Origin of the sequence: Pseudomonas putida (assembly GCF_028682395.1) — a bacterium.
Taxonomy (GTDB): Bacteria; Pseudomonadota; Gammaproteobacteria; order Pseudomonadales; family Pseudomonadaceae; genus Aquipseudomonas; species Aquipseudomonas putida_AB.
Window position 1 is genome coordinate 236,094 of sequence record NZ_JANHLC010000009.1, and the last position, 9,099, is coordinate 245,192.

17 protein-coding genes are annotated in these 9,099 nt (G+C 56.1%); 13 read left to right on the plus strand and 4 right to left on the minus strand.

The features are described 5' to 3' along the window. The first annotated feature begins 241 nt into the window (after positions 1-241). From NPS46_RS20590 to NPS46_RS20630, 9 genes are all read left to right on the plus strand, one after another. A complete protein-coding gene (locus NPS46_RS20590; RefSeq protein ID WP_274110412.1) occupies positions 242-703 on the plus strand; it encodes a hypothetical protein in 462 nt (153 codons plus the stop codon). Beyond that, the gene (locus NPS46_RS20595; protein WP_274110413.1) at positions 700-891 is read left to right on the plus strand and encodes a hypothetical protein; all 192 of its coding nucleotides are present in this window, start codon (positions 700-702) and stop codon (positions 889-891) included. The genes NPS46_RS20590 and NPS46_RS20595 overlap by 4 nt, the downstream gene beginning before the upstream one ends. 130 nt (positions 892-1,021) lie before the next feature. Continuing rightward, on the plus strand, positions 1,022-1,264 hold the full coding sequence (locus NPS46_RS20600) for a hypothetical protein (RefSeq protein WP_274110414.1): 243 nt from the start codon (positions 1,022-1,024) through the stop codon (positions 1,262-1,264). Between the two features lie 153 nt (positions 1,265-1,417). Further along, positions 1,418-2,575, plus strand: coding sequence for a hypothetical protein (locus NPS46_RS20605; RefSeq protein ID WP_274110415.1), 1,158 nt, complete (start codon positions 1,418-1,420; stop codon positions 2,573-2,575). 7 nt (positions 2,576-2,582) lie between these two features. Further along, positions 2,583-3,344, plus strand: coding sequence for an ERF family protein (locus NPS46_RS20610; RefSeq protein WP_274110416.1), 762 nt, complete (start codon positions 2,583-2,585; stop codon positions 3,342-3,344). Beyond that, positions 3,328-3,945 (plus strand): lambda exonuclease family protein, encoded by a 618-nt coding sequence (locus NPS46_RS20615; RefSeq protein ID WP_274110417.1) that lies wholly within the window; start codon positions 3,328-3,330, stop codon positions 3,943-3,945. Before NPS46_RS20610 ends, NPS46_RS20615 begins: the two co-directional genes overlap by 17 nt. Next, positions 3,942-4,184, plus strand: coding sequence for a hypothetical protein (locus tag NPS46_RS20620; RefSeq protein ID WP_274110418.1), 243 nt, complete (start codon positions 3,942-3,944; stop codon positions 4,182-4,184). Before NPS46_RS20615 ends, NPS46_RS20620 begins: the two co-directional genes overlap by 4 nt. Continuing rightward, a complete protein-coding gene (locus NPS46_RS20625) occupies positions 4,181-4,651 on the plus strand; it encodes a hypothetical protein (protein ID WP_274110419.1) in 471 nt (156 codons plus the stop codon). The genes NPS46_RS20620 and NPS46_RS20625 overlap by 4 nt, the downstream gene beginning before the upstream one ends. A gap of 69 nt (positions 4,652-4,720) precedes the next feature. Beyond that, the gene (locus NPS46_RS20630; RefSeq protein ID WP_274110420.1) at positions 4,721-5,086 is read left to right on the plus strand and encodes a hypothetical protein; all 366 of its coding nucleotides are present in this window, start codon (positions 4,721-4,723) and stop codon (positions 5,084-5,086) included. On the opposite strand, the gene NPS46_RS20635 is transcribed toward NPS46_RS20630, so the two are convergent. Continuing rightward, the gene (locus NPS46_RS20635) at positions 5,052-5,291 is read right to left on the minus strand and encodes a hypothetical protein (protein WP_274110422.1); all 240 of its coding nucleotides are present in this window, start codon (positions 5,289-5,291) and stop codon (positions 5,052-5,054) included. The two genes, NPS46_RS20630 and NPS46_RS20635, sit on opposite strands and share 35 nt — an antisense overlap. A 78-nt stretch (positions 5,292-5,369) precedes the next feature. On the opposite strand from NPS46_RS20635, the gene NPS46_RS20640 reads away from it, so the two are divergent. Next, positions 5,370-5,834: a hypothetical protein gene (locus tag NPS46_RS20640; protein ID WP_274110423.1), complete on the plus strand. Its 465-nt coding sequence runs from the start codon at positions 5,370-5,372 to the stop codon at positions 5,832-5,834. A 27-nt stretch (positions 5,835-5,861) separates the two neighbouring features. Here NPS46_RS20640 and NPS46_RS20645 read toward each other — a convergent pair whose 3' ends face one another. Next, on the minus strand, positions 5,862-6,044 hold the full coding sequence (locus tag NPS46_RS20645; RefSeq protein WP_274110425.1) for a hypothetical protein: 183 nt from the start codon (positions 6,042-6,044) through the stop codon (positions 5,862-5,864). 93 nt (positions 6,045-6,137) lie between these two features. Between NPS46_RS20645 and NPS46_RS20650 the strand changes: the two genes are divergently transcribed. Further along, positions 6,138-7,007: a hypothetical protein gene (locus NPS46_RS20650; RefSeq protein WP_274110427.1), complete on the plus strand. Its 870-nt coding sequence runs from the start codon at positions 6,138-6,140 to the stop codon at positions 7,005-7,007. Between the two features lie 12 nt (positions 7,008-7,019). Here NPS46_RS20650 and NPS46_RS20655 read toward each other — a convergent pair whose 3' ends face one another. Next, on the minus strand, positions 7,020-7,706 hold the full coding sequence (locus NPS46_RS20655) for a hypothetical protein (protein ID WP_274110429.1): 687 nt from the start codon (positions 7,704-7,706) through the stop codon (positions 7,020-7,022). A gap of 60 nt (positions 7,707-7,766) precedes the next feature. Here NPS46_RS20655 and NPS46_RS20660 point away from each other — a divergent pair, with 60 nt between their 5' ends. Continuing rightward, positions 7,767-8,042, plus strand: a complete 276-nt coding sequence (locus tag NPS46_RS20660) for a hypothetical protein (RefSeq protein WP_274110431.1) — start codon at positions 7,767-7,769, stop codon at positions 8,040-8,042. Next, entirely contained in the window at positions 8,039-8,380 is a 342-nt protein-coding gene (locus tag NPS46_RS20665) for a DUF4406 domain-containing protein (RefSeq protein WP_274110433.1), read from the plus strand. The genes NPS46_RS20660 and NPS46_RS20665 overlap by 4 nt, the downstream gene beginning before the upstream one ends. On the opposite strand, the gene NPS46_RS20670 is transcribed toward NPS46_RS20665, so the two are convergent. Beyond that, complete coding sequence (locus tag NPS46_RS20670; protein WP_274110435.1) at positions 8,351-8,935, minus strand: hypothetical protein; 585 nt, start codon at positions 8,933-8,935, stop codon at positions 8,351-8,353. The genes NPS46_RS20665 and NPS46_RS20670 overlap by 30 nt on opposite strands. Positions 8,936-9,099: the final 164 nt, after the last annotated feature.

Below are 9,099 nucleotides of genomic sequence, written 5' to 3' on the forward strand. Positions count from 1 at the left end.
GCTCAGCCACATGCGGCCAGAACCGCAATCTGAAAGCGGACTGCCAACCGATCCCTTGCGCTGCCATCGTGAGCGCTGGCGTTGTACCAGCGGGGTCGCGGCGTTCTGGCGCTGACGGTCCCGCCAAAAAACTCAAACCACTGCATCCGAAAGGCCCGAACGTCCAACGGGCCTTTCTCTATTCCACCTCTATTACGTCAGCACTCACCCTGCGCCCATCGGCAACCAGCGGGAGGCATGAGTGTTGACGAATAAAGGTGAACAACCCGCCACCCTGGAGGCGCCCATGTCAGCACTACAAAGAGCCCAATGGCGTTATGACAACGCCGAACCGGAAGATACCTCTACCGCTGATGAGGCGGCTCAAGCCTGGATTGAAGACAAGGCCGAGCAGTTGGTCGCCGGCGTGGATGTGCTGATCAGGCCGCGCTTCGGGGCACCGGTTGGCGTTCGTCAAAACCAGTTTGAGGCCAAGGTCGCCGAACACCTTTGGTCGCTACAAGAGGCTGAGAAGGACGACCTTCTGGCCCAGGCCAGGCTTCTGCTCCAGGCCAGCTCTGGCGCATCAGTGAAGAGCATGATCGACGATGTAGTCGGCCCAAGCGATCACCCTCGCGGGAAGCTCTACGAGATCGCCGAGACGATGCTTGGGCAGTACGCCCAGGCCGGTCTTGAAGCCGACGCCGAGGACAACGAACTGTGAGCCCGCACATCCTGATCGATGAGGCCCTCTACAGCCTTGAGCATCCAGACAGCCCGTCAGGAAACAGCATTCTGGTTCAGCGACTCATCACCAGGATGATGACTGACGAGCTCATCACCATTGAGGAGTTCAACCACTACTGCCGGCGCCTTCTAAGGCAGTGCCGGCAGTGCAAGGAGGCGGCATGACAATCGTAGCTGGCTCATTTAAAGGAATCACCGAGGCCCTGAGGAATCAGGGCTTCTTGTTTCTGGTAGACGTGAAATGGATCGAGCAGCCCTGCAAGTGTGCGGGTCGCTGGACGTGCAAGGTGAGCGTATGAGCATGATTTGCGGAAGCTGCAACCAAACAGGTATTCGCTGGGTCGGGCCGTTCAGTAATTTGACCCATACCGAATGCCCGCACTGCGGCGGCACCAACTGCCAGTTGGCCGAGCGGACAGATCCGGAAGAGCATGAGACGGCAACCTGTGGTTGCGACGCCCAGGGCGAGGTGAACTACGACGACGGCACGGAGCGCCGCTACTACTGCTACAGCGCCTTGTCGATATGCTCGCCATGAGCCGCCAGCAACTACGCCGCGCTGCCTACTGGCGCGGATCTGCAATCGCCCTCTCCATCTTCACAGTCTGGATGCTGATCAGCGCTCTCGCTGGCCAGATCACCTCTTAACCAACACCTTCAATCGCTGCGAGCATCGCGGCAAGGATTCCCCATGTCCGCACAACAGCAAGTCATCACGATCGACGACATCAGCGCTGAAAACGCACCGGCCATCTACGTCGCCGGCGGCCTCAGCCAGTTCTTCGACGCGGTGAAGGCCGAAGTCACCGGCGAGGTACCCGATCTGACCACCCGCAAGGGCCGCGAGCGCATTGCTTCTCTGGCTGCGACGGTTAGCAAATCAAAAAAGGCAGTCGAAACACCCGGTCGCGACTACCTGAAGCGCCTCAAGGAAATGCCAAAGGTGGTCGAAGCTGAGCTACGCGAGTTCGTGACCAAGATGGACAGCTTGCGCGATGCCACCCGCCAGCCTCTGACGGAGTGGGAAGAGGCCGAGCAGGCCCGCAAGGACAAGCACGTTGACGGCATTCAGGCCATCAAGGACCTGGCCGTTTTCGAAGCGACCCCGGCCGCTGACCACGTGGCCAAAATCATCGCCGACCTTGAGTCGGTCGAAATCAACGATTCCTGGGAAGAGTTCCTCGCCGAAGCTGCCCAGGTGAAAGATCAGACTCTTGCAAAGCTGCGCGCCCTGCTTGCCGAGCGAACCACCTACGAAGCCGAACAGGCCGAGCTGGTGCGCCTGCGTGCCGAGGCAGAAGCACAAGCCCAGCGCGACCGAGATGCAGAAATTGCCCGGGTCGCCGCCGAGCAAGCCCGACTCCAAGTCGAACAGCTGGCCCAGGCAGAACGCGAAGCTGCCGCACGGCGTGAACAGGAACTGCTGGACCAGGCCGCAGCCGCACAGCGCGCCACTGAACAGGCAGCGCGCGACGCCGAGGCAGCAGCAGAGCGCCAGCGCCTGCAACTGCAGCTCCAGGCTGAGCAGGCAGAGCGTCAAGCAGCGCAGGCCAAGGCCGACCAGGTCGCTGCGGAGCAACGTGCCGAGCAGAACCGGATCGATGCAGAGGCGCGTCAGGCCAAAGCGGTCGAGCAGGCACGACTCGATGAACTGGCTCGCCAGAAAGCAGCCGCTGACGAGCTCCTTCGAAAGGAGAAGCTGCGGGAAGCCGATAAGGCCCACAAAGGGGCCATCTACAAGGCCGCAAAAGAGGCCTTCATGCATCACGGCATGACCGAAGACTGTGCCCGCCTGGCTGTGAAGCTGATCGCGAGCAACTTCATCCCTGCCGTCAAAATCGAATATTGAGGTCGTCATGAGCACCGAGATCATCATGCCCGAGCAACGCCGCCAGGCAGTGGCGACCATCTCTACTGACAACAGCATCATGGCGGTCATCAGCCGGGCCGCCGCCGACCCAACCTGCGATATCGAGAAAATGGAGCGGCTCTTGGCGATGCATGAGCGGATGCAAGCCAAGACAGCAGAAGCTGCCTTCAACGCAGCGATGGCGCAGATGCAGTGTGAAATCCCAACGGTCGCCCATGGCGCGCTCAACGAACACACCGACAAAACCTACGCCACCCTCGACGACATCAACGTGAGGCTCAAGCCGATCATGCAGGCCCACGGCTTCGCGATCAGCTTCAAGGTTGATCACGTCGCCGCCGGGGTGAACGTGACTGGCATCCTGATGCACCGAGATGGCCATCGCGAACAGACCACCATGCTGCTGCCGCTGGATATCGGCAAAGGCCGCAACGCGGTTCAGGCGGTCGGCTCGTCAACTACCTACGGCAAGCGTTACGTCATGTGCGCCCTTCTCAACATCACAACTGGCGACCCGCGCGATCAGGACGACGATGGCCAGGCCGCCGAGGTGCCGCCGACCATCACCGAAAACCAGGCACGCCAGCTACAGGCGCTGCTCGACAAGTGCAGCGAAAAGGCCAAGGGCGCATTCGCTGGCATGTACGGCACCACAGCAGACGTGGCCAAGACGGACTTCGACCGGGTCTTGGGTCAGCTCACCAAATCAGCCGCAAACGCGGAGGCTCAACATGCAAATCATCAGTGATGTTGCACAAGGCACCCAGGCCTGGCTCGATCTGCGCCTGGGCATCGTGACCTGCTCCGAGCTGGACAGCCTGCTAGTGAACGGCAAGGGCGAGGCAGGATTCGGCGCCGGCGCGTTCACGTACATGAACACTCTCATCGGCGAGCGAATCACTGGCGAGGCGGCTGACACGTTCCAAGGCAATCGCCACACCGAGCGCGGCCATGAATACGAAGGGGTCGCCCGCGGGCTGTACGAAGAGCGGGAGGATGTCCGGGTTAAGGAAGTTGGGATCATCCTGAACTACGGCATCGGCTATTCGCCTGACTCCCTGATCGGCGACAACGGCCTGATCGAGATCAAGACCAAACTGCCGAAGCTGCAGGTCGAGGTGATTCTAGGCGGCGAGATCCCGAAGGAGCACGTTGCCCAGTGCCAGGGCGGCCTATGGGTATCAGAGCGCGAGTGGATCGACTTCGTCTGCTACTGGCCGGGTATGCCAATGTTCGTGAAGCGCGCCTACCGGGACGAAGCGATGATTCGCAAGTTGAAAGAGCGAGTGAAGACGTTCTACGAAATCCTCGACGATCGCATGAACCAAGTCCTGGGGATCGCAGCATGATCAGCAACCACCTCAACCTGGTCGAGCAGCAGCGGCAAAGCGCCGATGCGATATCGGCCCAAGTGGCCAAGTTTCTCGCGGCCGGCGGAAAGATCGCTCAGCTAAAGAGCCCGCCGCGCAACCCGCTACCGCCTCCCCGCTCGAAGAAAATAGACCCTGAAACGGTCCTCAAGCGAAAACCCAAAGGCCTGAACCTGGCTGAGCGCCAGGCGCTGCGCAAAATGGCGGACTCACTATGAGTAAGCGGAAACCGCACAACCTCAAAGCTCGAATTGACCGATCGTGCCGCGCGTTACTGTCCACCAACCACGTAGCGGTAGTGAACATTGATCCAAGCGGTCGCCAGGGGATGGTCAACTACAAGTCGCTGAAGAACATCCCGCCCGGGAAGATTGGCCAAGCAGTGTGCGGCATTCCTCACCGCTGGACGATCTACCTCAGCGCCCTCTGCATTGACGCCCGCGGCGACCGCTACAGCAAGTCGATTGAGGTGGCGCCCGATGGGGTCTACCTCTCTGACCACTTGGAAGACGTGATCGAGCATTGCTACAAGAAGCTGCGCGACGAGGCGAATCAAAGCCAGATGGTGGCGTCAGGCTGGATCGCCATTCCCGAAGCGATGTCGCTGGACGAGGCACACGCCGCGCGCATCTTCGAAGCCGTCGGCGCCTGGTGCCAGGTGAAAGCCGATTCATGCGCCGCATAGCCCGCACCCAGCAACGCAAACGTCAAACCTGGCTCGCACTGCCGGCCAGCGGAATAGAAGAGGTAGGCCATGGCCAAGACTGTGCAGGAACGATCGGCCAAGGCTGCCCAGAAGCGCCTGGCGGTCGCCGAGAAGGAATTGCGGCACAAGGTCAGGCCGGGCATCGAGCAGGCCATGGAGCGGATCTGCGCTAGGGGAAAGACGCCGATCATCAGCGAGGTTCTACAGATCGCCATCATGAAGATGGACTTGATGGGCGACGGCGAGCTGATCGAGTTCTTGAATTATCCGCGCCACGAAATCGTAATTAGCGAAAACGTGGCGCGGGAATTTCACAATCAAAGTTTGAGTGAAATTCGCAAAGACCCGGGGGACGAAATCTTGCCGCCGGAAGACTCGATTACCCCATCGGCTGCCAGCCAACGGATGGCTTAGACGGTTCCGGACGATAGGTCGCCAAATTACTGTTCAAATAATTCGCGATCTCTTTTGCCTTCTTCATGTCAGTCCCAGGCGGTAGATCGAATGCCGGAGGATCTGATGGAAAATTAGGAATACTGTCGAGAGCTTCCATGTGGAGGTAAGGGGTTCCGTCACCGGTCTCTTTGATTGTGAACTTCACGCGCGTCTTATGGCTCATTTTCTCTCCTTGATCCGGCCTCATGCCAGATGACCGTCATACCCCAACCCAAACCAAATTTCCACTGCGTGGCACGATATGCAGCGTTTGATTCTTCTGCGTTTCTGGCCCGGGCACGTTGAAACCGATAAGCTCCGTGTTTTCATTGGGACACCGGATATGAAAACCTCCGTATTTGCCAGCTTCTTGTTGCTAGGATTTACCTCGGCCAGCCAGGCCAGCATGACTCTTTGCAACATTCAAGATGCACTCTTTTTTAAATCCGTTGGCTGGAATACAGAAACAAAAGAAGCAAAAGTTGTGTCAATGAACGACGAACAATTTGAAGGGAAGGTCGTGCTCACGCGCAATCGATCGAACGGCATCGTCACCAATATTGAATTCACTGATAGATATTTCACAGAGGGAAAGCAAACAGGAGAGTTGATGATTTTCCCTGTCCCAGGCGGCTTTAGGGTATTGGGAATGCGCTATACGAACACCACTCCTAGGCGTCTAGACATAAGCTATGGAAACAACTTGGCGAATTGCGTAACGATGTAAGGCGGCACATTACTATCCGACAAATCATCATCTATTTTGTTGAAGGGCGGAATCCCGCCCATAAGCAATATCCCGCCACTGCGCAAGATCGGCGATAAGTCGAAGCCCATCAAAAGCCTGCTCCTCTAGCTTTTCATCCGAAAGGCTGAACAGGCGCACCACCTCTTCGCCGATCAGGCGTATCGCTTCCACATCGGTTTTCGTGCTCATCGCAGTCACCGTCAGGTTTTTGCTGAGTGCAGATCATCAACCCAATTCACGAATCACGCCAGCCGGCGAGGCAATCGGCTATCTGGAGCAATTATGAATCCCTACCTAATCACCGGACCGGCCCAGATCGGCATCAGCGGTGGTCGCACCAGCGGGCACATGGTCAACAAGATCCTTGAAGCCCACGGGGGCACCCTACCGCCTGATGTGCACCTGTTCTTCCAGAACACCGGCAAAGAACGCGAGGAAACGCTGGTCTTCATCGATCAGATAGCCAAGCGCTGGAACGTGAACATCGTCTGGATGGAGTGGTGCCGGGTATACGGGCAACCAGATGAGGCCCCCTGGTACAAGCTGGTGGACTTCGAAACAGCAAGCCGCAACGGCGAACCCTTCACCATGATGCTCGAGTATTACGCGGCGTATCGGAAGGAAGAAAAGAACCTGGCGCCGGTGCTGCCAAACTTCTCGAACAACATGTGCACGGCGTATTTGAAGGTGAAGATCGGCGAGAAACACATGCGCGCTCTCGGCTATATCGAATGGGACTGTGTTGTCGGGATCAGATATGACGAGCCGAAGCGCTACCACCGCATGATGGCAGCCAACGGCCGAGGCGGCACTCGCTGGGACAATCTTTGCCCCTCTTACACCGCCGGCATCACGAAGGAAGACGTAGCAGAGTTCTGGAAGGCCCAGCCATTCGATCTGGGCATGGATTCAGACTTCGGAAACTGCGACATGTGCTGGAAGAAGAACGAAGGCAAGCTGATTAAGACAATCATGGATGATCCGTCCCGGGTCATCTGGTGGTCAGCCACCGAAGAACGGTTCGGCCAAGTGTTCCGAAAAGATCGATCCGACTACAAGACGATGGGCTGGTCCGCCGAGCAAAGATCCCGGCAGACCGACTTCGATTTCGAATATCTCGCAGAGGATATTGACTGCTTCTGCGGTGACTGAAATGTCGACCTATTACTGAGGTTCGTCTTCACGCACGAAGCCAATACCGCCCAAGTCAACATCACTATCAGGAACAAACCTACAAAATCCTCCTACTGAATCGCGCTCTTTATAAAGCACATCAATTGCAATGTCTTCTCCCGGAGAATCCTTATGCCAGGTACACTTCAGCTCGACGCTTTCGCCTCGGCCTAAAGTCCTAAAAGTCGCAAAATGATGTGAATTTCCACCTTTATTTAGAACCAGTGTCAAACTAAATATCTGGGCGCCGTCATTAAACAACCTACATGTAGCAATCCAGCAGCCATCTTTAAAATCAACTTTCACACCCTGTAAATGAAGAATCGGGCTTAGGCTTTGACGATATCGAATAGCATCTTCGAATCTTGCCTCACGTTCATGCTCCAGCGTTTTCAATGAGGCGTCAGCTAAGAGCCTCTGCTGCTCTACAGCATTTTTTAACTCTTCGCCCTGAAAATTTAGAGCGGCTGTTCCTTGCCGCAACTCTATCCCTTGTTGAAAAAACCCAAGGACAAGCCAGAGAATAGCAACAGGTCCGAAAGCGCCCGCCAGAAAGTCTCCGACCTCATTAAGCGGCATCGAATGCAATGTTTGAACACGATCTCCGATTAACCACCAACTAAAAACACCGTATAACAGAGTAAATACAATCCCTATCAGAGCAAGCGCCTTACCCATAAACCCATCTCCCTAAATAATGCTTTTGAGTTTACCTCAGTGAAGCATTGAGGACTCCCCATGCCTACAGAAAACAAACCGGCTGATCCTTTCGGGCCGCACGGCCGCACCTTTCACATTCACCTAAGCGTGCGCGGCGCAATCCGCGACTTCAGCAAGCGACAGCTCAAAGGCATGTTCCGCGTGGATGGGCGTGAGTGCGCCGCCGACGAGGCGAAGGATCATCTGCTCGAAGCGCTTGCCCAGGGCAAAGAGGTACTTCCTTTCGGGCGGCCATGTGAGGGGTTCGACTTTGCTGGCGGCGGCTGCCCAGGGCATGACAAGGAGGTCGCATGAAGCGCATCTACCTCAGCGGCCCCATGACCGGCCTGCCCGGCCTCAACTTCGCCGCCTTCCACGCAATGACCACCAACCTGCGCGCCGGCGGCCACACCGTCACCAATCCCGCCGAGATCAACCCAGGCGGGGGCACCTGGAACGAATGCATGCGCCGTGACATCGCAGCGCTGATGGAATGCGACACCGTGGCCACCCTACCCGGCTGGGATAACTCGAAAGGCGCCCAGCTCGAAGTGCTGATCGCTCAGCACCTCGGGATGCCCGTTGTAAGCGCGCACGAACTTATTGAATGGGACAAGCCAGCCTTAACGCACCAAGCCTTGAAGGGACTCTAGAACTCCAGGGGAGACACTAATAGAAAATTTAATTAAGAGATATAAAATGGCAATAACGCCTACAACTGCTGCAGAAGTACTCATCCTTATCATCCACCGAGGATACTGCCGCTGAAGGATTACCGGGATTTGTTTTGCAAAGCCATCATCATGTTTAATCCCCTTATTAATCTCTACAAACTGCAAAGGAGCTATATACAGATAGGATATTGTAATTACTGCATTAGGGACAACTACTGGAAAGACCAAATCCACGCCACCAACAGAAAGCTCCTCATATATTACTTTCGTCGGTGGATATATGGTGATTTTCGGGAGCGTGCCATGGGTCATCCTAACGTTTGTAGCGCTTTTCCCGCCGGCATTCCTTATTACTACAGTATGAGTATTTACAACCAATGAATTTTCGCTGGTAGACATATCAAAAGTTGCCATGTGCCCAATATAAGAAATAAGCTCCGGCCTTTTTTCATACTTCCTATTAACCCAACCACCTAAAAATAAGCAAATCACTGGAACAGCAACAGCAGCAACCAAATTCCAATCTACGAGCATTTGCCAATCCTTAAGTAAGTTGTCACATACGTCTGCATCACACTGAATTAGAACCTAAAGACCGATGTCTTGCTACCCCCCTTCAAAGTCAGCCGCTATAGCGGCCAAGGACGAAGTCATGCCTGAAGAAAACGCTTTGATTCAAGCCCTGCCAGTTGTGCGCA

What these genes read in the sequence shown, in the direction of transcription:
- NPS46_RS20635 (WP_274110422.1), bottom strand. Translation starts at nt 5,291, where the DNA reads ATGAGCCATAAGACGCGCGTGAAGTTCACAATCAAAGAGACCGGTGAC.
- NPS46_RS20660 (WP_274110431.1), top strand. Translation starts at nt 7,767, where the DNA reads ATGCCTACAGAAAACAAACCGGCTGATCCTTTCGGGCCGCACGGCCGC.
- NPS46_RS20610 (WP_274110416.1), top strand. Translation starts at nt 2,583, where the DNA reads ATGAGCACCGAGATCATCATGCCCGAGCAACGCCGCCAGGCAGTGGCG.
- NPS46_RS20665 (WP_274110433.1), top strand. Translation starts at nt 8,039, where the DNA reads ATGAAGCGCATCTACCTCAGCGGCCCCATGACCGGCCTGCCCGGCCTC.
- NPS46_RS20600 (WP_274110414.1), top strand. Translation starts at nt 1,022, where the DNA reads ATGAGCATGATTTGCGGAAGCTGCAACCAAACAGGTATTCGCTGGGTC.
- NPS46_RS20645 (WP_274110425.1), bottom strand. Translation starts at nt 6,044, where the DNA reads ATGAGCACGAAAACCGATGTGGAAGCGATACGCCTGATCGGCGAAGAG.
- NPS46_RS20615 (WP_274110417.1), top strand. Translation starts at nt 3,328, where the DNA reads ATGCAAATCATCAGTGATGTTGCACAAGGCACCCAGGCCTGGCTCGAT.
- NPS46_RS20655 (WP_274110429.1), bottom strand. Translation starts at nt 7,706, where the DNA reads ATGGGTAAGGCGCTTGCTCTGATAGGGATTGTATTTACTCTGTTATAC.
- NPS46_RS20605 (WP_274110415.1), top strand. Translation starts at nt 1,418, where the DNA reads ATGTCCGCACAACAGCAAGTCATCACGATCGACGACATCAGCGCTGAA.
- NPS46_RS20670 (WP_274110435.1), bottom strand. Translation starts at nt 8,935, where the DNA reads ATGCTCGTAGATTGGAATTTGGTTGCTGCTGTTGCTGTTCCAGTGATT.
- NPS46_RS20650 (WP_274110427.1), top strand. Translation starts at nt 6,138, where the DNA reads ATGAATCCCTACCTAATCACCGGACCGGCCCAGATCGGCATCAGCGGT.
- NPS46_RS20640 (WP_274110423.1), top strand. Translation starts at nt 5,370, where the DNA reads ATGCAGCGTTTGATTCTTCTGCGTTTCTGGCCCGGGCACGTTGAAACC.
- NPS46_RS20630 (WP_274110420.1), top strand. Translation starts at nt 4,721, where the DNA reads ATGGCCAAGACTGTGCAGGAACGATCGGCCAAGGCTGCCCAGAAGCGC.
- NPS46_RS20620 (WP_274110418.1), top strand. Translation starts at nt 3,942, where the DNA reads ATGATCAGCAACCACCTCAACCTGGTCGAGCAGCAGCGGCAAAGCGCC.
- NPS46_RS20625 (WP_274110419.1), top strand. Translation starts at nt 4,181, where the DNA reads ATGAGTAAGCGGAAACCGCACAACCTCAAAGCTCGAATTGACCGATCG.